The 24,639-nt window shown below is 61.6% G+C and carries 21 protein-coding genes and 1 tRNA gene; 9 read left to right on the top strand and 13 right to left on the bottom strand.

What is annotated here, in order from left to right:
• Positions 1–9 precede the first annotated feature (9 nt).
• The 9 genes from DEW08_RS02365 to DEW08_RS02320 form a co-directional block, all read right to left on the bottom strand.
• On the bottom strand, positions 10–720 hold the full coding sequence (locus tag DEW08_RS02365; protein WP_109324162.1) for a glutamine amidotransferase: 711 nt from the start codon (positions 718–720) through the stop codon (positions 10–12).
• Between the two features lie 525 nt (positions 721–1,245).
• On the bottom strand, positions 1,246–2,754 hold the full coding sequence (gene scpC, locus DEW08_RS02355) for a succinyl-CoA:acetate CoA-transferase ScpC (protein ID WP_109324160.1): 1,509 nt from the start codon (positions 2,752–2,754) through the stop codon (positions 1,246–1,248).
• Positions 2,755–2,924: 170 nt separating this feature from the next.
• Positions 2,925–6,065, bottom strand: a complete 3,141-nt coding sequence (locus tag DEW08_RS02350) for an efflux RND transporter permease subunit (RefSeq protein ID WP_109324159.1) — start codon at positions 6,063–6,065, stop codon at positions 2,925–2,927.
• Between the two features lie 4 nt (positions 6,066–6,069).
• Positions 6,070–7,242 carry an efflux RND transporter periplasmic adaptor subunit gene (locus DEW08_RS02345; protein ID WP_109324155.1) on the bottom strand — a complete coding sequence of 391 codons (1,173 nt, stop codon included), beginning with the start codon at positions 7,240–7,242 and terminating at the stop codon, positions 6,070–6,072.
• Between the two features lie 122 nt (positions 7,243–7,364).
• Positions 7,365–8,810 carry an aldehyde dehydrogenase family protein gene (locus DEW08_RS02340; RefSeq protein WP_109324154.1) on the bottom strand — a complete coding sequence of 482 codons (1,446 nt, stop codon included), beginning with the start codon at positions 8,808–8,810 and terminating at the stop codon, positions 7,365–7,367.
• Between the two features lie 124 nt (positions 8,811–8,934).
• Positions 8,935–9,714, bottom strand: coding sequence for an MFS transporter (locus DEW08_RS33070; protein ID WP_281262036.1), 780 nt, complete (start codon positions 9,712–9,714; stop codon positions 8,935–8,937).
• Positions 9,657–10,400, bottom strand: coding sequence for an MFS transporter (locus tag DEW08_RS33065; protein ID WP_109324152.1), 744 nt, complete (start codon positions 10,398–10,400; stop codon positions 9,657–9,659). The genes DEW08_RS33070 and DEW08_RS33065 overlap by 58 nt, the downstream gene beginning before the upstream one ends.
• A gap of 12 nt (positions 10,401–10,412) precedes the next feature.
• On the bottom strand, positions 10,413–10,862 hold the full coding sequence (locus tag DEW08_RS02325) for a MarR family transcriptional regulator (RefSeq protein WP_109324151.1): 450 nt from the start codon (positions 10,860–10,862) through the stop codon (positions 10,413–10,415).
• A 201-nt stretch (positions 10,863–11,063) separates the two neighbouring features.
• A tRNA-OTHER gene (locus DEW08_RS02320) sits at positions 11,064–11,136 on the bottom strand.
• Between DEW08_RS02320 and DEW08_RS30980 the strand changes: the two genes are divergently transcribed.
• The 7 genes from DEW08_RS30980 (at position 11,111) to DEW08_RS02290 (ending at position 17,942) form a co-directional block, all read left to right on the top strand.
• Positions 11,111–11,353, top strand: coding sequence for a hypothetical protein (locus tag DEW08_RS30980; RefSeq protein WP_168220237.1), 243 nt, complete (start codon positions 11,111–11,113; stop codon positions 11,351–11,353). The genes DEW08_RS02320 and DEW08_RS30980 overlap by 26 nt on opposite strands.
• The gene (locus DEW08_RS02315; RefSeq protein ID WP_168220236.1) at positions 11,319–12,479 is read left to right on the top strand and encodes a tyrosine-type recombinase/integrase; all 1,161 of its coding nucleotides are present in this window, start codon (positions 11,319–11,321) and stop codon (positions 12,477–12,479) included. Before DEW08_RS30980 ends, DEW08_RS02315 begins: the two co-directional genes overlap by 35 nt.
• A 781-nt stretch (positions 12,480–13,260) precedes the next feature.
• The gene (locus DEW08_RS02310; protein ID WP_109324149.1) at positions 13,261–13,500 is read left to right on the top strand and encodes a hypothetical protein; all 240 of its coding nucleotides are present in this window, start codon (positions 13,261–13,263) and stop codon (positions 13,498–13,500) included.
• Between the two features lie 444 nt (positions 13,501–13,944).
• Positions 13,945–15,213 (top strand): hypothetical protein, encoded by a 1,269-nt coding sequence (locus DEW08_RS02305; RefSeq protein ID WP_146214617.1) that lies wholly within the window; start codon positions 13,945–13,947, stop codon positions 15,211–15,213.
• Positions 15,214–15,252: 39 nt separating this feature from the next.
• On the top strand, positions 15,253–16,149 hold the full coding sequence (locus DEW08_RS02300; RefSeq protein ID WP_109324147.1) for a DNA primase family protein: 897 nt from the start codon (positions 15,253–15,255) through the stop codon (positions 16,147–16,149).
• 78 nt (positions 16,150–16,227) lie between these two features.
• Positions 16,228–16,548, top strand: a complete 321-nt coding sequence (locus DEW08_RS02295; RefSeq protein ID WP_109324146.1) for a hypothetical protein — start codon at positions 16,228–16,230, stop codon at positions 16,546–16,548.
• Between the two features lie 836 nt (positions 16,549–17,384).
• On the top strand, positions 17,385–17,942 hold the full coding sequence (locus DEW08_RS02290) for a recombinase family protein (protein ID WP_109324145.1): 558 nt from the start codon (positions 17,385–17,387) through the stop codon (positions 17,940–17,942).
• A gap of 422 nt (positions 17,943–18,364) precedes the next feature.
• Here DEW08_RS02290 and DEW08_RS30595 read toward each other — a convergent pair whose 3' ends face one another.
• The 3 genes from DEW08_RS30595 to DEW08_RS02275 form a co-directional block, all read right to left on the bottom strand.
• On the bottom strand, positions 18,365–19,231 hold the full coding sequence (locus DEW08_RS30595) for a hypothetical protein (protein ID WP_146214616.1): 867 nt from the start codon (positions 19,229–19,231) through the stop codon (positions 18,365–18,367).
• A 208-nt stretch (positions 19,232–19,439) separates the two neighbouring features.
• Positions 19,440–22,556 (bottom strand): DEAD/DEAH box helicase, encoded by a 3,117-nt coding sequence (locus DEW08_RS30590; RefSeq protein ID WP_146214615.1) that lies wholly within the window; start codon positions 22,554–22,556, stop codon positions 19,440–19,442.
• Positions 22,546–23,283, bottom strand: a complete 738-nt coding sequence (locus DEW08_RS02275; RefSeq protein WP_211107098.1) for a Hachiman antiphage defense system protein HamA — start codon at positions 23,281–23,283, stop codon at positions 22,546–22,548. The genes DEW08_RS30590 and DEW08_RS02275 overlap by 11 nt, the downstream gene beginning before the upstream one ends.
• Before the next feature lie 263 nt (positions 23,284–23,546).
• Between DEW08_RS02275 and DEW08_RS33675 the strand changes: the two genes are divergently transcribed.
• Both DEW08_RS33675 and DEW08_RS02265 read left to right on the top strand, forming a co-directional pair.
• A complete protein-coding gene (locus DEW08_RS33675; protein WP_109324142.1) occupies positions 23,547–23,783 on the top strand; it encodes a transposase in 237 nt (78 codons plus the stop codon).
• 142 nt (positions 23,784–23,925) lie between these two features.
• Positions 23,926–24,156, top strand: a complete 231-nt coding sequence (locus DEW08_RS02265; protein WP_109324141.1) for a hypothetical protein — start codon at positions 23,926–23,928, stop codon at positions 24,154–24,156.
• On the opposite strand, the gene DEW08_RS33670 is transcribed toward DEW08_RS02265, so the two are convergent.
• Positions 24,120–24,479 (bottom strand): DNA methyltransferase, encoded by a 360-nt coding sequence (locus DEW08_RS33670; protein ID WP_109324140.1) that lies wholly within the window; start codon positions 24,477–24,479, stop codon positions 24,120–24,122. The two genes, DEW08_RS02265 and DEW08_RS33670, sit on opposite strands and share 37 nt — an antisense overlap.
• Between the last annotated feature and the right edge of the window lie 160 nt (positions 24,480–24,639).

The following is a 24,639-nucleotide window of genomic DNA, read 5'->3' as shown; positions in this document are numbered from 1 at the left end:
CCCCTGCGGTCAGACGTCCAGCCCGTCCAGCCAGCGGGACAGGCAGCGCGCCGCCCGCTCCTCGATGGCCGGGGCATGCCGGTCGGCGTCGGCCCGCAGGCCGGGTACGGTAACGCCCTCCGTCCTGGCGATCTCGCAGGCATGGCCGATCAGCCAGCGCTCGAACCCCGCCAGCCGGGCCTCGGGGTGGAACTGGAAGGCAATGGCGTTGCGCCCCCAGGCGAAGGCCTGATTGCGGCAGACCGCGGTAGAGGCGAGGCGGACCGCACCGTCCGGCAGGTCGAAGGTATCGCCGTGCCAGTGCAGGACCGTCGCCCCCTCCTCCGCGAATGGCGCCAGGCAGGACTCCCGTCCCTCCGCCGTCAGCCGGATCGGCGCGAAGCCGATCTCGGGCCAGGGACCCGGATAGACCTTGGCACCGAGCGCGCGGGCCATGAGCTGCGCCCCCAGGCAGATCCCCATGGTCGGACGCCCGGCGGCCAGCCGCGCCTGCAGGAGCCGCAGCTCCTCCTCCAGGAACGGATAGCCGGCCTCCTCGTAGGCGCCGATGGGTCCGCCGAGGACCACCAGCAATTCGGTCTTCACCGGCTCCAGCGTCCAGAGCGGATCGACCCCCGCGTCATAGTAGTGAACCCTGTAGCCGCGCCGCTCGAGCACCTCCTCGAAGCTGCCGAGATCCTCGAACTGCACATGTCGGATCGCCACCGCGGTCTTCAGCATGCTCCACCCTCCTCACGCCATCCCTGTCCCGCTTTATGTCCTATGCCAATAATTCAAATTGGCATGACATAAAGCTACCTGTGACCGGTTCAGCTTGTCCAGCGGCGGCATTCGTCATTGTGCGATGCGGCATGCTTGGCATGTCGATTACGCACGCCTCCTCCCGGAAAGCTTGACCATAATAATCAGGTGTTCCCCGCCGGTCCGGCCAAGAAGACCGTGCGCGACGGAAGACAAGGACAAACGAGAGAGAACGGTGCTCCACAAAATTCTCGACAAGATCGACCGCATGGTCGCGCAAAAGCGACAGAGCGGCGAGCTAGACGCTTGGATTCGCAGAGGGGAGGCGCGGCGCTATTGCCAGCGCATCTCGGCAACCCGGAAGCACTACTATCCGGCTCTGCTGATGTACCTTGAAAGGCACGCCGGTCAGCCGTCAGCCAGCGGCACCGGAGCCTGAAGACAGCGAAAGGGCCGCGCCGATCTGGGCGCGGCCCTTTCGTTTCAGCCGGATGACCGAGCGTCCTACTCCGCGGCCACCGTCCTCGTCAGCATGCTGCCGGTCTGCTGGTAGCGCAGGTGCCAGGAGAAGGCCTCCTCCAGCAGGTGCGGCGTGTGGCCGCCGCGCTGGGTCGCCCGGCGGAAGTAGTCCATCGCCAACTCGCGATAGCTGGGATGGACGCAGTTGCGGATGATCGTCTCCGCCCGCTCGCGCGGCGCCAGCCCGCGCAGGTCGGCGAGACCGGTCTCGGTCACCAGCACGTCCACGTCATGCTCGTTGTGGTCGACGTGGGTGACCATCGGCACCACGCTGGAAATGGCGCCGTCCTTGGCCAGCGACTTGGTCACGAAGACGGCGAGGTGGCAGTTGCGGGCGAAGTCGCCCGACCCGCCGATGCCGTTCATCATGTGGGTGCCGTTGACATGCGTGGAGTTGACGTTGCCGTAGATGTCGCACTCCAGCGCCGTGTTGATGCCGATGACGCCAAGCCGCCGGATGACCTCCGGATGGTTGGAGATCTCCTGCGGACGCAGCAGCAGCCGCCCCTTGTAGGACCCGATCCTGGGCAGCACCTCGGCATATTTGCCGGCGCTGAGCGTGATGGAGGAGCCCGACGCGAAGGTCAGCTTGCCGGCGTCGAACAGCTCGAAGGTGCTGTCCTGCAGGACCTCGCTGTACATGGTCAGGTCGTGGAACGGCCCGTCGATCAGCCCGTGCAGCACGGCGTTGGCGATGGTGCCGATGCCCGCCTGCAGCGGGTTCAGCGAACGGCCGAGCCGTCCCTGCCGCACCTCGCGGTCGAAGAACTCGATCAGGTGGCCGGCGATCGCCCTGGTGTCGTCGTCCGGCGGCAGGATGCTGGCGGAGCTGTCCTGCTTGCGCGTCACCACGATGGCGGCGATCTTCGACGGATCGATCGGGATATAGGGCAGGCCCGCCCGGCTCTCCGCCGTCACCACCGGGATCGGCTCGCGGAAGGGACGGCGCGTCGGGATGTAGACGTCGTGCATCCCTTCGAGGTCGAGCGGTTGGGTCAGGTTCAGCTCGACGATCACCTTCTCCGCCAGGATGGCGAAGGTGGCCGAATTGCCGATGGAGGTGGTCGGGACGATGCCGCCGGTGTCGGTGATGGCGCAGGCCTCGATCACCGCCACGTCGACCGGTCCCATCTGGCGCGAGCGCAGAAGCTCCACCGTTTCCGAGAGGTGCTGGTCGACGAACATCACTTCGCCGCGGTTGATCGCCTTGCGCAGCACCGGGTCGGCCTGGAAGGGCAGGCGGCGGGCCAGCACGCCGGCCTCCGTCAGGATCTTGTCCACGTCGTTGCCGAGCGAGGCGCCGGTCATCAGCGTGATCTTGATCCGCTCGTTGGCGGCGCGTTCGGCCAGCGCCAGCGGGACGGCCTTGGCGTCGCCGGCCCGGGTGAAGCCGCTCATGCCGATGGTCATGCCGTCCTTGATGAGGAGGGCGGCCTCCTCCGGCGTGACCACCTTGCCCCACAGGGATTTCATCCGGATTCTATCGCGGTACATCAGGGGTTTCCTTCGATTATTATTCGTGGGGGCCGCAAACCATTACTTCCATTGCCCGACCAGCGACTAATAGGCCCCCCGGTTCCACGGCAACAACTGCACCGCGGACATATCAGACACCCCTAAACTACATGGTCAGACCACTTACCTCCGGTTGAAGGATGCGCCTCTCACTCCGCCGGGCTCGGCGACGGGGCGGGAGGGACGGCTTTCCTGCGATGAAGCCGCTCGGTCAGATATTGGAAGGCGACGAACAGCACGGGCACGAAGAGGATGCCGATCGCCGTCGCCGCCACCATGCCGCCGAAGACGGTGGTGCCGATGGACCGCCGGCTGGCCGCTCCCGCGCCGGTCGCCACCAGCAGCGGAACCGTGCCGAGGATGAAGGCGAAGGCGGTCATCAGCACCGCGCGGAAGCGCTGGCGCGCACCCGTCACCGCCGCGTCGATGATCGACAGGCCGGCCGCCCTCTGTTCGCGGGCGAACTCCACGATCAGGATGGCGTTCTTGGCGGCGAGGCCCACCAGCAGGACGAGGCCGATCTGCGCATAGACGTCGTTGGGAATGCCGGCGATCCACAGCGCGGCCCCGGCCCCCAGCACGGCCACCGCCACCGACAGCAGCACCGCCAGCGGGATCAGCCAGTCCTCGTACTGCGCCACCAGGAACAGATAGCCGAACAGCAGGGCGAGGCCGAACACGAGGATGCCCTGGTTGCCGACCCGGCTCTCCTGATAGGACAGGCCGGACCACTCCGTGGCATAGCCTGGCGGCAGGGTACGGTCCGCCACCTGCTGCATCGCCTGCAACGCCTGGCCGGAACTGATGCCCGGCGCCCCCTGCCCGTTCACCGAGGCCGAGAGGAACTGGTTGTAGCGGGTGATGCTGTCCGGCGCCGGCACCGTGCGGATGGTGACAAGCGTGCGCAGCGGCACCATGTCGCCGCTGGCGCTGCGGACGTAGAGCTGGTCGATCGCCTCCGCCTGCTCGCGGAAGTCGGCCTCGTCCTGGACCTTCACCTGGAAGACCCGGCCGTACAGGTTGAAGTCGTTGACGTAGACCGAACCGAGATGGGCCTGCAGCGTCGTGAAGACGTCGCCCGGCGTCACCCCCAGCAGCGACGCCCGCGTGCGGTCGAGGTCGACGTAGAGGTGCGGCACGTCGGCAGAGAAGGTGCTGAAGACGGCGCGCAGGTTCGGGTCCTGGTTGGCCGCCACCATCAGCCCGCGCAACACCGATCCCAGGTCCTGCGGCGATTGCCCGCCGGTCGCCTGGACCCGCAGGTCGAAGCCGCCGGTGGCGCCGAGGCCGGGGATGGAGGGCGGGTTGAAGGCGGTGATCGTCGCTTCCGGCATGGCGGCGAACTGCGGGCGAAGCCGCCCCAGGATGGCGTCCACCGTCTGGTCGGCCCCGCGCTCCGACCAGGGCTTCAGCGCGGCGATGATCAGGCCGACGTTGGAGCCCTGGCCGCTCAGGATGCTGTAGCCGGACACCGCGATGGTGTCGGCGACGCCCGGCGTGTCCTTCACCAGCGCGGCGATGCGGTCCATCGCCGGCTCCGTCCGCGTCAGGGCGGCGGCACTGGGAAGCTGGACGTTGACGAAGAAGTAGCCCTGGTCCTCCGCCGGCAGGAAGGCAGTGGGCAGCGAGCGCAGCAGCAGGAAGGCCCCCGCGGTGATCGCCGCGAACAGGACCAGCCCCACCGCCAGCCGCCGCCCGAGCCCGTGCACCAGCCGGCCATAGCCGCCGCGCACCCGCTCGACCCCGCCGTTGAAGGCGGCGAGCGGCCGCCAGGGCCGTCCCGGCGGGCGCAGCAGCAGTCCGCAGAGCGCCGGGCTCAGCGTCAGGGAGTTGATGCCCGAGATGATGAAGGAGGCGGAAATGGTGACCGCGAACTGGCGGTAGAGCTGCCCCGTGATGCCCGGCAGGAAGGCCACGGGTATGAAGACGGCGGCCAGCACCAGGGTGGAGGCGACGATGGCGCCGGTCACCTGCCCCATCGCCTGCCGCGCCGCCTCGGGCGGGGAGAGCTCGGGATGCTCCTCCATCACGCGCCGGACATTCTCCACCACCACGATGGCGTCGTCGACGACGAGGCCGATGGCGAGGATCAGCGCGAACAGCGTGATGGTGTTGGCGCTGTAGCCGAGCGCCAGCAGCACCGCGAAGACGCCGATGATCGACACGGGGATCGCCAGCGTCGGGATCAGCGTCGCCCGCCAGTCCTGCAGGAAGACGTAGATGACCGCCACCACCAGCAGGAAGGTGATGCCGAGCGTCAGCACGATCTCCTCGATCGTCGCGGTCACGAAGTTGGTGGTGTTGAAGACGACGGCGTACTCGATCCCCTCGGGGAAGCGCTGCGACAGCCGGTCGAGCTCCGCCCGCACGGCGTTGGCGACGTCCAGCGCGTTGGCGCCGGGCGACTGGTAGACGACCAGCGTCGCCGCCGGCGATCCGTTGAGCTTGGACGAGGCGCTGTAGGTCTGGGCGCCCAGCTCCACCCGCGCCACGTCGCGCAGCCGGACCACGCCGCCATTCTCGTTGGTGCGGATGATGATGTCGCCGAACTGCTTCGGATCGTCCAGCCGGCCGCGGGCCAGGATGGTCAGTTGCTGCTGCTGGTCGCCCTGCACCGGGGGCGCGCCGATCTGGCCGGCGGAGGCCTGGATGTTCTGCTGCTGGATGGCGCCGACCACGTCCGACGCGGCGATGCCCAGCGCCGCCATGCGGTCCGGGTTCATCCAGATGCGCATGGAGTAGTTCAGCGCGCCCAGCACCTGGGCATCGCCGACGCCGTTCACCCGCGCGATGGCGTCGCGCAGGTTGATGCTGGCGTAGTTCGAGATGAAGATCGCGTCGTACTTGCTGTCGGGCGAGTAGATGTTGACCGCCATCAGCATGTTCGAGGACTGCCGGCGCACGGTGACGCCCTGGCGGCTGACCTCCGACGGCAGGGTGGGCGTCGCCAGCGACATGCGGTTCTGCACGTTGACGGCGGCGATGTCCGGATCGGTGCCCGGCGCGAAGGTGACGGTGAGCTGGTAGTTGCCCGTGTCGGTGCTGGTGGAGGACATGTAGAGCATGCCTTCCACGCCGTTCACCTGCGTCTCGATCGGGGCGGCGACGCTCTCCGCCACGACCTGGGCGTTTGCCCCGGGATAGTTGGCGGTCACCTGCACCGAGGGCGGGGTGATCGGCGGATACTGCGCCACCGGGATGGCGACGAGGGCGAGCAGGCCGGCGATCAGCGTGACGACGGCGATGACGATGGCGAGGTTCGGGCGCCGGATGAACAGGGCGGAGAACATCGGCTTACTCCCCCTTGCGGGGGGCGCCCTTGCGCGGGGCGTCGGGTCGCTCGGCCGTCTGGCTGGAGGCGACCGGCTGCACCGTCATGCCCGGCCGCACCTTCTGCACGCCGTCCACCAGGACGGTTTCGCCGGGGTTCAGCCCCTTCTCCACCGCGATCACCTGCTCGATCTGCGGGCCGACCTCGATGCGGCGCTGCTGCACCCGGTTGTCCTGGTCGAGCACCAGCACGTAGCGGCCCTGCTGGTCCTGCTGGATCGCGGCGACCGGGACGACGGGGCGCTGCTCCGGCTCGTCGCGCCGCACGCGCACCGTCACGAACTGGCCGGGCAGCAAAAGGCGCTGCGGGTTCGGGAAGAGGGCGCGGATGCCGATGGTTCCGGTCTGCGGGTCGATGCGGTTGTCGACGAACTCCACCTTGCCGACCTCGCCGTAATCGGAGCCGTCGGAAAAGCGCAGCGTCGGGATGAACTTGTCGACCGCATCGGCGGGGGAGCGCACGTCGAACTGGCGCTGGGTCGCCAGCAGGTCGCGGTCGCTGACCGAGAAGACCACCCGGATGGGGTCGAGCTGCACCACCGTGGCCAGCACGCCGGTGGCGGGATTGACGAGGTTGCCCTGCGTCACCGCCGTGGCGCCGACCCGCCCGTCGATCGGGCTGGTCACGCGGGTATAGCCGAGGTTCAGCTCGGCGGTGCGGACCTGCGCCTGGGCCTGCAGGACGCCGGCCTGGGCGGCGTCGCGCTCGGCCAGTGCCTGGTCGTACTGCGCCTGCGAGACGTTGCCGCGCTCGCGCAGTTCGCCCGCCCGGTTGAAGGCCCGCTCGGCCTCGCGCAGCTTGGCCTCGGCACTGGCAAGCTGGGCCTTGGCGCTGTCGAGCGACGCCTGGAAGGGCCCCTGCTCGATGGCGTAGAGCAGGTCGCCCTCGCGGACGTCCTGCCCTTCCTGGAACACCACCTTCTCGACCGCCCCCTCGACGCGCGCCCGCGCATCGAAGGACTGGATGGCGGCGACGCGGCCGATGAACTCGGACGAGGGCGCCACGTCCCGGCTTTCCACCGGGGCCGTCGTCACCGCGGGCGGCGGCCCGCCCTGCGGCTGCTGCGCGGCGACACCCGCCGTCCCGAGCGACAGGGCGGCCAGGACGGCAAGGGAAAGGCGGCGGCAGGGCTTCATCTGGGCAACTCCGTCAGCGTCCGAGCGCACAACAGCCCGGCAGCGCTTTCGGCTCCCGCCACCAAAACAAAAGGGACCGCGCAGCAAAGACCGCCGCGGCCCCGCCCTCGCCTCCGGTCGCCCTACTTCGCCGGAGCCGGCTCGCTGCCGAACAGCGACTTGGTCTCCAGGAACTCCTCGAAGCCGGCCTCGCCCCACTCGCGCCCGATGCCCGACTGCTTGTAGCCGCCGAAGGGGGCGCCGAGGTCGCCGGAGGCGCCGTTCAGGTGCACCATGCCGGTGCGCAGCCGGCGGGCGACCGCCCTCGCCTCCTCCACCGTCCCGGCGGACACGTAGCCCGACAGGCCGTAGGGGGTGTCGTTGGCGCTGCGGATCGCCTCCTCCAGATCGTCATAGGGGCGGATGACCAGCACCGGGCCGAAGATCTCCTCCCGCACGACGGTCATGTCGTCGGTGACCCGGCTGAACACGGTCGGGCGCACGAAGAAGCCCCGATCGAGCCCCTCCGGCCGCTCCGGTCCGCCGCACAGCAGGACCGCGCCCTCCTCGATGCCCTGGCGGATCAGGCCGACCACCCGCTCGTACTGGCGGCGGTTGGCGATGGGACCGACATTGGTCTCCGGCTTGCGCGGGTCGCCGACCACCAGCTTGGCGCAGACCTGGACGGCCAGGGCCTCCACCTCCGCCAGCCGGGCGGCGGGGACGAACAGGCGGGACGGCGCGTTGCAGCTCTGCCCGGTGTTGGACATCATCGACCGCACGCCATGCGTGACCGCGCGGGTGAGATCGGCACTCTCGCACAGGATGTTGGCCGACTTGCCGCCCAGCTCCAGCGAGACGCGCTTGATGCCGTCGGCCGCCGCGTGGAGGACCGAAGCGCCGGCCCGCGTCGAGCCGGTGAGCGACACCATGTCGACCAGCGGGTGCGAGGACAGGACGGGACCGATCTCCGCCCCGTCGCCGAAGATCATGTTGTAGACGCCGGCCGGCACCCCGGCCTCGTGCAGGATCTCCGTGAAGAGACGGGCCGAATAGGGGGCGAACTCGCTGGGCTTCAGGACCATGGTGCAGCCGGCCGCCAGCGCCGGGGCAACCTTGCAGGCGATCTGGTTCATCGGCCAGTTCCACGGCGTGATCAGCGCGCAGACGCCGATGGGCTCGCGGACGATGCGGGTGGTGCCGTGTATCCGCTCGAACGGGTAGTCGCGGGCGACGCGCAGGGCGTGCTGGAAATGCGACAGCCCCATCCTGGCCTGGGCGGGCTTCGACAGGCCGGCGAGCGGCGCGCCCATCTCCTCGGTGATGGCATCGGCCATGTCGTCCATGCGCTTCTCATAGGCGGCGCAGATCGCGGCCAGCAGGTCGAGCCGCTCGTCCAGGCTGCTCTGCGAGAAGCGGTCGAAGGCGCGGCGGGCTGCCTGCACGGCGCGCTGCACGTCCGGCTCCCCGCCCAGCGCCACGACGCCGGACGGCTGCTCCGTCGCCGGATTGATGACGTCGAAGCGCCGCGCGCCCGCGGCGGGCTCGGTCCAGCCGCCGTCGATGTAGAAGCTCAGGCACTGCCTCATGCTCGGTTCCCTCGGTTCTTGTTGGTCCCCTTCCGGCGGACATGGTCGCCCGAGGCGGGCGGCAAGGTCCAGCCCCTCCGCCAAACGCCCCGTGCAGCCGTTACCGCGCGTCACGCGCATTTCTCTAGCGCGCGTCCCGCGCACCATCTTGCCGCGCGTCCCGCGCGGGGCCCCTCGGCATCAGCAGCAGGGCGAGCAGCGAGAGCGCCAGCACGCCGGCCAGCGCGAGGAAGGCGACGTGGAAGCCGTGACCCAGCGCCGCCCGGCGCTCCGCCTCGTCGAGCAGGGCATAGCCGGCGGCATGGGTGCCCGCCGCGGCGTCCAGCACGATGGAGATCAGGCTGACGCTGAACGACCCGCCGAGCTGGCGGCCGAAATTGACCGCCCCCGACGCCTGTGGGACCAGATGCGGCTCCAGCGTCATCAGCGCGCCTGCGGTGATCGGCGGCATCATCAGGCCGAGCCCGATGCGCCCGAGCAGGATCCACAGGGCCAGCAGCATGACGGCCGTGCCGAGGTCGGCCAGCGCGATCAGCACGCAGGAGGCGGCGAAGAGGAGGCCGCCGCACAGGATCGGGATGGCCCGCGACACCCGGTCGGTCATGCGGCCGGCGAAGGGAAAGGTCGCCGCCATGGCGAGGCCGGCCGGCAGCATCATCAGGCCGGCGGTGCTGGCGCTCAGATGCCCGACCTGCTGCAGATAGAGCGGGATCAGATAGGTCGAGGCATAGAGCCCGCCGCCCATCGACAGGGTCAGCACGAAGCCGCCGACGAAGGAGCGCGAGCGGAAGACCCGCAGTTCCAGCAGCGGGAAGGGACAGAACCACTCCCACAGCAGGAAGGTGATCAGCCCGGCGCCCCCGGCGGTGAGGCCGCCGCGCACCACCGGCTCGTCCCAGCCGATCTGCAGGCCGCGCGACAGGGCCCAGAGCAGGACGGCCAGCGTTCCCGCCAGCAGCAGCAGCCCGGCAAGGTCGAGGCGGCGTGCCGGCAGCCCGTCGCCGCGGCCCGGCAGATGGACGAGCGCCATGGGACCGCCACGAGGCAGACCGGCAGCGCCACCAGGAAGGTTGCGCGCCAGGAGAAGAGATCGACCAGCAGCCCGCCGAGCACCGGCGCGATGGACGGCGCCAGGATCACTCCCAGGCCATAGATGCCGAAGCCCTTCCCCCGCTCGGCCGGATGGAAGACGCGGAAGATGACCATCATGCCGAGCGGCTGGACGATGCCGGCCGCCGCCCCCTGCAGGATGCGCGCGACGATCAGCCAGGCGACGCCCGGACTGGCGGCGCCGAGCAGCGAGCCGGCGCTGAAGACCAGCATGGCGGCCACGAAGGTCGCCCGGATGCCGAAGCGCTCGACGCTCCAGGCGCTCAGCAGCATGGCGGTGGTCATCGCGGCGAGGAAGCCGGTCACCAGCCATTGGATCGTCTGGCGGTCCACCGCGAAGACGGTCATCAGCTGCGGCAGGGCGACGTTGAGGATGGTCGCCGCCAGCACGACGGAGAAGGTGCCGAGCATCGCCGACGCGGTCGCCAGCCAGCGCGCCCGGACGGTGACCGCGGGGACGGATTGGTCGGTGGAACTCATCGCCGCCGCCCCCTATCGCGCGTCGCCGACGCGGCGGCGGATGTCCCGCAGCAGCCGGTCCAGCGTCCGCAGGTCGTCCTCGGCCAGCCCGCCGAGCAGCTCCACGCGAAGCTCGGCCGCCACCGCCTCGATCCGCGCCAGCATGTCCCTGGCCTGGGCGGAAAGGTGGATGCGGCGGCTGCGCCGATCCTGCGGGCAGACCCGGCGTTCCAGCCAGCCATCCTCCTCCAGCCGGTCGAGCAGGCGGACCAGGGTCGGCCCCTCGATCCCCATCAACTCGGCCAGTTCCTTCTGGGTGACGCCATCGCCGGCCCGGTCGGTCAGCACGAGCGCCCGCCACTTCGCCTGGCTGAGCCCGAGCGGCCGCAGCCGCTGGTCGAGCTTCAGCCGCCACGCCCGCGCCGTCTCCTGCAACAGGATACCGATGGAGGAGAGGACCTGCTGACGGGACTCGTCTGGCATCGCACCCGGCTTTCATGAGCTTGCTATTTGGTAGCAAGCTATCAATTCGCCGCGACCTTGGCAAGGACCCGACGCCGCCGCTCGCCCTCGGGGCCGCGGCGCGGGATTGGGCGCCCGTGCGATGCCTGCGGCTTTGCGCCCCAAAACGCCGAAGGGGCCGCCGAAGCGACCCCTTGAGGAAGGCTAAAGCCTTGAAACGGTTGGTGATCCGGGTGGGACTCGAACCCACGACCACATGATTAAAAGTCATGTTCTTACCGATTTCGGTCCGCACGGCCTATGCCGGAACTGCCCACGAAAAACGCCAAAAGACGGCCGATTTCAAGGACACACAAACCGAGCAATTGATTTTTGTGGACCGACTCGATCACGGAAGGTTGGAAAATATGGCCCTGAAGTGGTATCAACCGGCGGACCGAGTGCGGACCGAGATGCCTCGCCAGGGAGAAAATGACTATGGCTCGCGTCAATCTGACCCAGCGCTTCATTGACACCGTCAAGCCGCCGGAGAAGGACAGCACGTCCTACCAAGACACGACCGTGCGAGGTCTCACGCTGCGGGTGAGGTCGAACGGTCTCAAAACGTGGGTGATGCGGTATCGGTGGGAAGGCGTTGAGCACATGGTCACGCTGACCGGCGACGAGAAGCTTCTCGGCGCGCGCCTCTGGGGACAGTCCATCCGCACAGACGTTTCGCGTGGCAACCCTCCCCACCTCAAGGTGATCAAGGACCAGACAATCAATAAGACAACTATTGAGCATGTCGCGTCAGACACCCTCGCGTATCTGGAGAGCCAAGGCCGATCAAAGTCGTACGTGGATGCCTGCCGACGCTACCAGACCAAGTATGTGCATCCTGCCATCGGGCACATTGAAGTTCACAAGGTTCGGCGTCTCGACGTGGAACGATTGCTGCGCCCATTGGTGAGCCAACCGGCGACGCACAATCGCGTCCTCGCGTGGATCTCCCTCATGCTGACGCAAGCGCGTAAATGGGAGATGCTGACCGATGCGCAGTGGATCAGTGACATCGGCCGTCAGAAGGAACAACCGCGGGAAGCATACCTGACGGACGCGCAGCTTGACCGACTTATCGACGCACTGACCGACACGACAACTGACTATTGTGTTTCCTTCCTGATGCTGACCGGCGCGCGACCAAACGAGGCGTTCAAAGCGCGCTGGGAACAATTCGACCTTAACGATGCGGTGTGGCGCAAGCCAGCCGCCAACATGAAGACGAAAAAGGCGCACACCGTCCCCCTCGCGCCCGAAGCAGTGGAACTGCTGCGGTCGCTTAAGGAGAAAGGGCGGTCAAACGAATGGGTGTTCCCCTCCCCTCATCCCGGTCGTGTCGGACACCTCACCACCATCAAGAACCGCTGGGCCACGTTGCGGAAGGTCGCTGATCTTGGTGACGCGAACCTTTACGACCTTCGCCACACCTTTGCCACGCGGCTGCTGTCTCAGGGGGCATCAATCAAGACGGTTCAGAGTTTGACCGGTCACAGCACCCCGCAAACGCTGCTGAAGCACTACGCTCACGTCGTAAACGATGACCAGCGCGCTGCTGTTGCTGGGTTGATGGGAAAGCGGGTTCTCAAAAGCCTTTCCTGAGCCGCCTCCTACGCGGTCGGTGATGGGTGGCGCTGGGGGTGCTGGCTTGCGAAAACGATGAAGGCGCCTACCCTGGGAAGGGTGGCGCCTTCGGTGTTGGTGGGCCGTGTGGCGTTGTTTCGGTGGATCAGTATCTCGGCCTATGCTTCCGCCCCCATTCGAGGACGGCGGCGCGGGGATCGCAGTTACGGCGCTTCTTAGACTTTCGGCGCTTGGCCTTCGCCGCGCGCTCTGCCCGCTATGCGTCAAGGGCGTCTTGCATGGCGAACGCTGCATCGAACAGAAGCACCGTGGCTGCCGCCAGCAAGGTTTCGGTGCGGTCGGTCATCATGGCAGGCGGAGGACCAGATTGTTCAGGGCTTCCTAGCGGAGAAAGTAACGGCGGCGATTGATCTTAATCGACGCAGGGGCGCCAGCACGGGAAGCGCGATAGTACAAACACTATTTTGAGACACCAAGCAGAGCAGCTAGCTCTACGAGGCTAACGAAATCAGTTGGGTTCATGTGCATTCTCCTTTTTCATAATTTGCACTAGTCTAACACAAAATTTTTTACTACGCAAGTATTGTATTTGAAATAATTTACTGCTATCCTGTTGTCAATCTCGAAAGAGGTTTTCTCACCAAATCGGCAGCACTGACAGGGTGGGCATTCGCCTTACGAACGCGTGCCCACCTCTTTTCCGGTTTGGCGTTTTTACTTCAGATTACTCAGGAAAGAAACCAATTGTGGAGATCAAGTCATGATACACCAGATTTAGAGATACAAGGCGTGGCGGAACGTGCTCGTCGCCACGATCAACGAGGGTTTACAGCAGGGCGCGATTTCCCTGGAGGTCGGCGCGGACGGCCTGTCACGCGGCGACTACCGCATGTACGAGTGCCGCGTCGGAGGGTTCCCGACGAAAGTGTTCGTTCAGTGCCTTGGCGCGGATGAATTGCATTTTCGGGTCGCGGTCTGCCCGACGAAGAACGCTGAACAGTGGCTGCCCTGCATGGGTGCTGGGTTCGAGGTCGGCTAGGTGATCGCTTCGGGTTGGCTGGAACGCGCCGAAGGCCGATGGATTCAGGGCACAGAAAACGAGGGCTTCGGCACGTTCCGTTGCCGCCAACAGTTCCAGCCAATCATGGAAAAGTTGAACGTCGAGCCGCGCGGGTATCTGAACGCGCGGCCTAATGATTACGTGTATCGTTGATCGGTAATCATCTGATAGCCGATTCCTCATTTTTGAAACAACGCTGATTTGGAGAAAACGACAATGTAGTATCTACGAAAAATTGCGGACGATTGGACCGCAACTCTTGCTTACGGCTCTAAGAGCGATACCCCAAACGGGAAGTGGAAGAATCACTCCTTCGACCTGCCTGCGCTGGTCGAGGGACTGACCACCCACAAAGTCGGGCACAAGGACGGCCTATGCTTCCTTCAGGGTTCCTGCGTGGACGGCGTGCGATCCGCCAAGGCCATGGAGCGCCTGTTCATTGTCGGCATCGACGTGGACAACGGCATGGCGAGCAAGGAACTGGACCGCATCGTTAGGGAACGCGGGGTGTTCTGCATACGCTACACCACTCACAGCAGCGGGCGCGAGGTGACGGAGGTCAGCCGCGACGACCTGAACCGCTTCCTGCGCGAGAGCCCCGAAGCTGACGTTCGTGACTACCTGACCACCAAGAAGCGGTTCATTCCGGCGATTGCCGAAACCGCCGAAGTGATCGAGGAGAAGCAGACCGGCAGCGGCATCGTCACGCGGATCAAGCACGCGCCGATGCCAAAGAACCGTTTGGTGTTCATCCTGGCGCAGCCGTGGAGTGTCGCGGACTACCCGACGCAGGCTGAAGCCCTCGCCGCATGGAGGCGGTCGTATCTGGCGTTCGCGGCTTGGTTGGGCATCCAGGTGGACGAAGCCTGCACCGACGTATCCAGGCTCTACTTCACCCCGCGCCACTCGGACGGAGCGCCCTACGAAGCGGTGGTGCATGAGGGCAAGGCCGTGGACATCTTCGCCCTGCCGAGCGTGAAGACGGACGCCAGCGCGACGAGCAATCCCTTCCTCGCCGCTGCCAGCGCCATGGGCGCCAAGGTGGAGGGCAGCGCCGACGACCTGATGCGCAAGCTGAAACGGTGGGCGGCAACGGGATACGCGGACACGTTCCTGATCGCAGACGCTCTCGAAGCCCGCAGCCCTGACGTGCTGCATCCCGAAAAGGACCGTGGTGACGTTCACCACATCGAATGTCCGTTCCAAGACGAGCACACCGACCCTTCGGCCTTTGGTGGAAGCTTCGTCATTAACGCCGGCGAGTCCCATAAGGGCGGATTCGTCATCGGGTGTCAGCACAACGCCTGCACCGGACGGGATCGGCTCGACTTCCTGGCAGAGATGATCAAGCGGGACTGGCTGACCACCGAAGACCTATGCGCCGACGAGTTTCAGATCGAGGTCGGGGGCGCAGAGGGCCGACCGACGCATGGAGAGTTGTTCTTGGGCGAGCGGACGAACGTCCAGCCGAGAGAATCGGCCAACCTGGGCGACGGCACCGTGTTCAAGCACGCCAGCAATCAGAACGCCCTGTCCGACGCGGCGCTTGCCGACGCTCTGCTGAAGGACGTCGCGAAGCTCTACCGCTTCAACACTGATCGGAGAGAGTGGATGCGGTTCGACGCGAATCGGCTGATTTGGGAATTCGGCGCCTCTGACCACCTTCGGAACGATGTCACCAACGGCTTGTAGGTCCTTGCGGGGGGGATCGTTGCAGCGATCACCGACGGAATGGACGACGAGAAAGCCGACGCGATTGCCGCGCGGATTTACAAGCAGCTCGGAGCCAACAACACGGTTCGAGCCGTATCCGACATGCTGGCGCGAAAGCCTGGGCTAATGATCGGCATGAGGGACTTGGACGCTGACCCGATGGTCATCGCCACGCCTTCCGGCATCTACAGCCTGGAATCCGGTGAACTGGTGGCGAGCGATGCAGAGGAGTGTGCGAAGTACCTCTGCACAAAGCAAACCGCCGCAGGCGTGGTCGATATTCCGACGCCGATGTTCGACAGCCTGCTTCGGAACATGGCGAACAACGACGCGGAGACCGAAGAATACCTCTGGCAACTCCTCGGCTACACCCTGTCTGGTGACCAGCGGCTTCAAAAGAGCTTCTGGCTCACCGGATCGGGGCAGAACGGCAAGAGCACCTTCCTCAACACGCTGTTTGGCCTGTTCGGCTCCTACGCCATCTCCTTCGACGCGAGCGTTTTGGAGAAGCAGAAGAACGACCGGCACCCTACGGAGATCGCACAGTTCGTCGGTGCCCGTCTCGCCATCACTTCAGAATGGCCGGATGGGGGCTTCCTGAACGAAGATCGGTTTAAACGCCTGACCGGCGACGACGTGATCTCAGCGCGGTTCATGCGCGGGGACAACTTCAGCTTCATGTCGCAGGCGAAAATCTGGGTCGTGATGAACAAGCTCCCCGCCGTGCAGAAGATGTCTTTCGCCGTTGCACGCCGCCTGTGCATCGTCCCGACAGGGCCAGCGGTGGCGAAGCCCGACGTGATGTTGAAGCTGAAGCTGGTGAAGGAGTACCCCGGCATCCTGTTCAAGGCCATCAAGGCCGCAGCCAAGTTCTTTGGTCAGGTAGACGGGGTTCCAGTACCGGCGCTGGTGTAGGCGCGGACGGAGGAGTACATCCGCAGCGAGGATCGTTTCGGCCAGTTCCTGGGTGACCGGTGCGTCACACATCCGAAGATGATCGCCTCCATCGCCGCGTTGGTGGACGAGTACAACGAATGGGCGCGCGACGAGGGCGTGAACCAGATGACCCGAAGCCTCATCGAAGGAATGCTGGAGGAGCGCGGCATCAAGGTCGGGAAGGCGAAGTGGAACACCAACAACGACGGCTTCTACCTCGGGACCGGCAAGGTGTGTGCCATCGGTATCGGGCTGAAGAGTGACACTGCGACGCGCGTCGCGGCACACCACTTCGGGCTGAAGATTGATGAGGACGATACGGAAGAGGAGGAGCGACCTGCAAAGGTCGTCAACTTCCCCGGTCGCAGGAAGTTCTAACGAGGAGGCAGGGGCGTGCGATTGTGTGCCCCGCTTTTCGTTTTTCCCAGATCAGGCGGGAAATTTCCCTCTAGCGGGGGAAGCTGAACCCGTTGGTATCCCTGGGTTTCTCAACGATTTCCCATTTTTCCCAGTTTTTCGATATGGTGCTTGTGCATAGCGCGTGGGGGATGTGTGTTGTTCTGAAGACTTGCTACGGAACTCAACCCGGAAAATCAGGGAAATTTGGGAAAACACGCAAAATAACAAGCATTTCCAATGGGTTCAGCTTTCCCAACGGTAGGGAAAAGCAGGGAAAGCAGGGAAAACGGAAGGCACCATCCACGCGGGCGTGCAGTCCGCAATCCCTCGCATCCCGCCGTCAAAATCACCCCCGCGCCGTTATCTCTGTTTGGGTTCCACAGCATTACATCGCGCCCGCCCCGCCACCTGGACGGTTCGGCTGGAAAGGGGGGTACTACCCCCGGCGGGTCCCCCTAACGTTTCTCCACCACACTCTGCCGCGTTGCCGCTGCTACCCCATCGGCATTGCCCGCATTACCGCCAGCGCCGCGTCTCACAGCGACAGCATTGCGCGTATTTCGACCGCAACGCTTCTGCTCCTGGCAAAATCGCCATTTCCGCCGAGTCCACAACGTTCCGGGTCGCGTTTCCAACCGTTGCAAAATAGTCACATGCGCTGAAGGGAAAGTCTCAATAGAGCAAGCCCGTGTGAGTCGTCTCATCAACCCGCCCAAGCGCTGGCTCGGCAGTCTCACACGAATGGTATTGCCATTTTGAGACCTCCGTGAGACAACATCTTAGATGTCTGTGAGACTCTGAGATGGAGAACTGCCATGTTGCTGGGCTATGCACGTACGAGCACATTGGACCAACAGGCGGGGTTGGAGGCGCAGCACCGCGAGCTTGCCGCCGCTGGGGTGGAGAAGCTGTTCAGCGAGCAAGTGTCGTCCGTCGACGTGGCGCGGCGGGAAGCTCTGGAAAGCGCCCTCGACTATCTGCGCGACGGCGATACGCTCATTGTAACGAAGCTGGACCGCTTGGCCCGCTCCGTCGCCCACCTCCTCCAAATCGTTGACCGGATCGAAGCCAAGGGCGCGTCTCTCCGCATTATGGCTATGAACCTCGACACCTCGACGCCTACCGGCAAGCTCATGCTCACCATGCTGGGGGCAATCGGCCAATTCGAGCGCGAAGTGATGCTTGAACGTCAGCGCGAAGGCATCGCCAAGGCGAAGGCTGAAGGGAAGTATCGCGGCCGCAAGCCCACCGCACGGGAGAAGGGCGACGAGGTACGCAAGCTGCACGCCGAAGGGCGCACTCCCAAACAGATCGTTGAGAAGCTGGGGATCAGTCGCGCCAGCGTCTTCCGTCTGCTCAAGGAGGAGGCATAGGCAACGTCACTCGAGGAAATACATTAAGCGAGCAATTGTTGCTCCGCCTCTTGACGTTTTGTAAGCATTTCATTGTTCACGGGGCAGGCGGCGCGCGGTGCAGCCTTTCTAGTGGTGTGCGCCAGACAGACCGCTACGTATGTAGCTTGGCGCAGTCCGCAGGATGGCTCGGGTCCACCACCCTACAAACGGCACCATCCGTCTGCCTCGGTCCACTGGTTCACAAGCCCAATCCGGCATCCCCTCATTCCTATCCACGTCGCCCGCAGCCGCATCTGATAAACCGCCCAATCCGCAAGGTCAGGACCGGCCTCCCTGTTCGCGTCCATCCGCTCGACGCTCTTCGCGCCACCTGCAAAAAAACGAGCAACATCTCTGCTACGAACTATCGCGACAATATCCCGAGCTGATTTCAGCCATTCCTACCGAAATACGGCCTCAGCCATTCTGCGGAACCGCCTCCTTTTGGCGACAGTATTGTTGAAGTAGGTTTGATCTATTTCTACAATGATCTCTGCAACTCCTCGTCTCGGCTCGCCAAGGCGCTCTTCTACGACCATCGTCATAGTCTGTGGAGCCTCCGCATCGGAGGGGATGACATGCTTAGTTAGAAAAAACCCGATGTCAGCCCTTCCGTACCCCGTCTTAGGCAACACCTTCCCAGCCCGATTCACATAGAAATACTTGCTGCTTGTCTCTATAGCATTCCTAATTTGCGACTTATCGGCAACCCTTGAGTCGACGATACTCAGATACTCTGCCATATAGAGAACACCATAAGGCAAATTGAACTTCGTCGTGTGCCGATACAAGTACCCTTCCTCCGCCCGGAACGCACGGAGTATTCTTTCAAACGCTTTCTCCGTGAAGTGAACCCCAGTCGCAGACCGAATGGCCATTTCAACGATATCGGAGAACTCAATCAAGAGCTCGATGAGCTCGGCAGAAGTCTTTCCACGAACCCTCTTGCTTCGCCCCGTAAAAGCCTCGGGGTTCGCCAGAGGACAATCATCGTACTCCTCCTGTACAAATTTTGCAATTCCGCGAACATCCGACTTCGCATGCTTCGCGAAGAGTGAGAGTTTACGGCCTAGGGAGTCATATTTCTCATCAACGTCCAGGTTGATGATGTGAATCGGATTATCACACGCCGGGCACGTTGCGTAATGCTGAGTTTTACCGCACTTCACTTGGTAGTATGGGTACTGCTTCCCGGTGGCCCTGTGAAAATTCTCTTCTTTCAGCTTGATGCAGTCGTCATCTTCGGGGCGCAATTTGAAGATATCCATGGTCCACCAGCAGCTATGAGTCCCCTCACCCCCCCACGTCGGTAGAGAGGGGCAGGCATTAAAGTACGCCCCGGCCTATCGGCAAAGGATGGGATTCCAGCGTGCATATTATGATATGGCGACATAATGCCGCTACAGCCCCCGCATTGGCTTGTTCCAGTGTAGTGCCCGCTGTTCCGTAGACAGACCGTCACTCCCAGAAGAGATCTTACCCTCCGATTAGGGTTGCGAGCACACCCGAATAATAAGACGGGTATCGCTGCAGTATCTCCGAAGCTTGATCCTTCTTCTCTCGCAGCACATCAATCACATCAAGGCGGCGATGGTGCGGGCTGGTGACGACCGACAATTCTTGCGCAACTAACCTGTCGGAGAAGCCCATCTCATATAATGAGATTGAACTATCATCAGATAGTCCATATTTAATCCTTTTCTGGAGACCTTTGACTATGGTGTAAGATGGGTCCTCTTCCCCTAAAAACTCAGCTACAGCGTTTACTATAAGCATGCCGTCAAACGCGATTCCACCCTCGAATATCTCAACAACTTGGTCAATTGTGACTTTCCGGAAACCTTTTCCCCATTTTGTTTTTACGCCAACCCTATTCATGCTTTCATGCAGTTGAGAGAACGTATGGCCAGCCATCCATTCCAATGCAAACACAACCATGTCGGCTTTTGGAACACACTTGATGAACGTCTTGTTCTTCATTGTGTCCTGCATCAGAGGCCATATTGCTACGAGCATATCCTCGTAGCTTACTATAAACGGCAAATTTTCTCTGTGCTGGTTAACCCATGCTTCTACTTGCATAGCGTCGCTAATGCCTAAAAGGGTCTTCCCATACGACCGCCTCTTTTCTGCTTCGGTCAAAGTGTCCGCTATTCTACTTGACAACCACGTAAAAATGCGACTTAACTTGGTACGCTCATCAGAGCTGCTCTGCATAAATGCAAATGTCGTCTCAAGCAATCTTGCCACAGATCCGCTATCGAATTCCTCAAGAGCAGTCATGTAGCTCTCAATCACCGAAAGAGTCTTAAATCTATCTGCAAGCTGTTCTTCAATTTTGTCGGAATCATCTTCTCCCAATTCCAAGCAAATCTGTCGTACGCGATCTAGCGCCTCCTCCGATGACGAAGAGTACATGGTTAGCAGTTCGTCAGGGGCCAAGTCATATTGACGTTCTGTTGCCTTCGCCTCTATAGGCATCACTAATTTTTGTATCTCGCTAATGCAAGGCTCTGCCATTTCTGGATTGAGCAGATGCAGTACCTCAGTCCAGCTCTTGCTGAAGTTTCCATTTCGGTATTGTCGGCTATCGTAGAGATTCGGAGAAGTGAAAATCACACTTCCTTCTGTATACATGCCCGACCTCCCCGCTCTTCCCATGAGATTGTGGAAGTCTCGGACAGAGATTTTTTCGGATCCTTGGCGTAGTGATGATAGAATTAGATAGCGAATCGGAAGATTAACTCCTTGAGCCAGGGTCGATGTGCACACGACTAGCTTAGCATGACGCATTTTCATCGCATGCTCGACCGACAATCTTATACCGTGAGGTGTGTTTCCGTGATGCGTTAGCACCCCCATCCTAGCGCATTTCGTATAGGCTGCATCGGCGCCAATATTTCTTTCATAAAGGTCACCAATAAGCTTGATCTCATGCTCGTTAGAATAGTTAAGCGGCGTTGCCAAATCGACATCTCGTGAATAAGCTTCCACGATTCTGTCGCACACTCCTTTGGCGACAATCTTTGTTCCGCAAAATATGGCTACTCCGCCAACTTTCGATAGTTTCAGCCCGAGGTAGACAGCGATTGAACTTCCATCGTCGCACTGAGGAAATAATGGCGGGACCTTTCGCTCTCTCGGAAGCCGCTTCAATTGTTGCGTCTGAATTACACGAGGAACATAAAATTCACGAACGTTCGGATCTTTGTCATTTACGTAGACTAGAGATCCCGAAACTGATTTCTGCGATCTTAGACCTTTTGTCCAACTGGTGAAAGCTATACTTCGCTGCGTTGGCAGTAACCGTATACCACGCACCACAACCCCTTTATCGCTGTTTATCCACTCGTTTATAGCCTCCGCATTGCTGACCACAGCCGATATCACAATGAATTGGGCATGCTTATCTACATTATAACGTAGGTAAGATGCCAGAAGTTCATAGTTTGCGCCTCGGCCCACGCAGTCGAGTTGGTGTCCTTCATCAAGTACAACGAGTCCAACAGAGCTCAGCAAGGTGGAGTCCTGTCTAATTATGTAGGCTAACTTCTCGGGTGTAACAATGAGTATGCCCCGTTTTGAAACCGACAAGTCAAAATCTTCGCCAATTGTGAAATCGTCTGTGAGCTCATCGACATGGACGGCCTCATCCCGAAACGCATTGACGAGATCTGCCTTTATATCGTGGCACAGCGCACGAAAGGGCGCTACTATGATAGCGGTAGATGTCCTGCCAGATAAAAGCGCACTACGTATTATTATTTCTGTCGCACGCGTTTTCCCTGCGCTGGTCGGCATCTGAATAACACCTGAAGCACCTTGGAAGATGCCTCGCTCTCCCAGGATTCGTTGAGCAGGCCACAACTCCTTTACGAAGGACGGCTTCGTGAGGGTGGGCATCCAAACGTCAAGAGGCAGGCCAGTGTAAGCTGGCAGGCAATATCTGGCCGAGTTTCTATAGCGCCATATAGCAACTGCAGCAACGAGGTCGGATAGGAACAACTCACGTGGAGTCCCATAGGCATATACAGCATCTCTGAGCGAGTCTGTTGCTGTGACCAACACGGGCTCATCTATGGCACTATCGTATATCTGGCGGAACAACGACATAATATCTTCTAAGTATTCTTCATATATGCTTCCGCCTAGGGTGGTTACGAGTGATAAATCTCCTTTTAGGAGCCAAATAAGTAGATGCTCGATGCACTGGGCATTAAGATCGAGTTCGAGCGGCAACTGGTTAATCAGTACGCTTGAACTCCCAGGGAGATCACAAAGATAATATGCCGAAGAAGCCAGCAAAATTACGTAGGAGTTGTTTGCACCATCAAGCCCGCTGCTATGGTATGCATCAAAAAAGAATGAAGAGAAACGAAGCTCCTCTGTAGCTGCACGCAGATCTTCCTCCGCGTCGCGACCGTCGGCAATTGCAGCGGCTATATCACCGAGCATGCCAATTGACAATGGGAACAGGTTTCTTGGGTCATCTTTAATCTTCAAGTGATGTTCTTGAGGAACGTCATATTCGTACATCTTTGCCAAAGACCGGGTCTTCGCCAAAAGATTATTTGACTTAGATTTAGGCTTCATTTGCAGCTCTGTTGTATAAATTGCGCACTAGCTCCATCAAACTTTCGCCTTTGATGGTAATTAAATAGAGACTATCCTTCTCTGGGTGCTTGCTGCTGTCTGATTGTTGAATCGAGTCCTTGTCGAATATGGAGTTATTGAATACCGCAGCGGCTCCATATGAACGGCGGTAGGGTCGGTCCTCAACGTCCTGAAAGCGCTCAATTTTGCTTGCCTCCTCTTCGCCGTACCTCCTGTAAAGGTGACGTTTGATCGCATGCAGAGACTCGGCCTGCCTAACCATATCCTTCGCCGAATCATCAATCGCATTCTGCAAGCGGGGGTGCGGCTTATTCCCAGATAGTTGAGCTTTCGCCTCACAGATATAAAGCTCATCATCATTACTGTCTGAATACCAGTCAGTTACTCTGAATCCTATAATATCAGAGCCTTTTACTGACTCATTTCGGGCACCCTTTTCAGCATATTTGTTCCTAGGCACCCAGTACCCGAGAGCATATTCTAAGTAGTCTGCTAGCAATATTTCTGCAAAGTCTCCAGATCTTATGCTCGGGCCGGGCGCAGATGACTCATCTGGAAAGATAATGGCATGAAGATATTCAGAGCGCGTTTTCTTTGATCCTTTAACCATAATCCTAAGCTCTTCATCATCGCAATAATGATGCCTAAAATGCTTTGCCCATGCCGACATTACCGCGTCGTCTTCATGATACTTCAGCTCCAACACTTTGATCTGCCGTCCGTCGGCCGAAACGAGAGTTTCTCCGGTTTCCGTCAGCCAGCTTAAATGGGGCGGATGCGCTGGCATAATGTGACTTTCGGACTGGTTGGTAAGTACGCCTAAAATGGCTATGCAATGAGTTATGTGTCAACTTCTATGTTATGTGGGAGGCGGCGCCACCCATTGTGCAGTGGGTTCAGGATGGCTCTTATATCAGTTGGCGTTAGACCGTGTCAGCTAAGGCGTGGTAGGTTGAGGATGCGTTCCCAATTTTTTGCCTAATTGGACGCTATGAACTGACCGATGCACAATGGGAGCGGCTGGAGCCGCGCTTTCCTCCAGAGAATCCTCGTACCGGACGGCCGATCCACTCTCACCGGCGGATGATCAACGGCATGCATTGGATCGCCCGCAGTGGAGCAACATGGCGCGGCTTGGCGGAGCAGTATGGCCCGTTCGGGACCGTGTCGAGCCGGTTCTACCGCTGGCGGCGCGCCGGGATTTAGCAGCGTATCCTTGAAGCGCTGCGAGCCCGCACCGACCGGCGGGTGTGGTGGATTGGAACCTGCATTTTTTGGACAGTACCATCGTCCGCGCTCGTCAGCGCGCCGATGACGTCCGCAAAACCAGCGGCGAAAAAGGGAATCAATGATGACGCACTCGGCCGCTCGCGGCCGCTTCTCGACCAAGATCAACATCCGCGGCGAAGGCTTCAGCAAGCCGGTGACCTTCACGCTGACCAGCGGCGTGGTGCACGACAGCAAGGCCTTCGCCACCCTGATGGGGACCCGCTGGTTTGCGGGATTCCAAACAAAACTGCCGACGCGCATTCCCGGAAACACCTATTCCATTAGGAGTTCCATCAACGCGCGCCTCTGATCGTCGATACAGGCAAGGACTGCGCCATCCGCGGCTAAAAGGTCACGTGCAAGCAACAATCGACGGTGCAGCCATTCGAGCCAAGATGAGTCTCGGTGAGCGGCGTCCTCCGATAAGTGATCATCGTAAAGCAGGTCTTCACGGCCGGAGTTGTAAGGCGGGTCAATGACGATCGTTTGTGCTATAATGCCGGTCAGCTGTCGCTTGCCGCGATACAGGGCTTCATCCAGCGCGGCACAGACGCGAAGCGCAGGCTGGTGGGTCTTTTGTAGCGCCGGAGCATTGTGGCGTTCGGGAGGCAGCGCACAAAACGTATCCCGCATTCAGGCTGACGCCTCTGCATTGAATTGGTGACGCCTCAGAGTGACAGAATCATGTGAAAAATCAATGGATTGGACGGCTGCGGTGACGGGTGATGCCCACTAACCGGGAGGCGCCTAATGGAGCCCTCTCGCACGCGGCACCACCGCTTCCGCGCACGTG

The sequence above is a fragment of the Azospirillum thermophilum genome, assembly GCF_003130795.1.
GTDB classification, from domain to species: Bacteria; Pseudomonadota; Alphaproteobacteria; order Azospirillales; family Azospirillaceae; genus Azospirillum; species Azospirillum thermophilum.
This window is presented reverse-complemented; position numbering and strand designations above follow the sequence as displayed.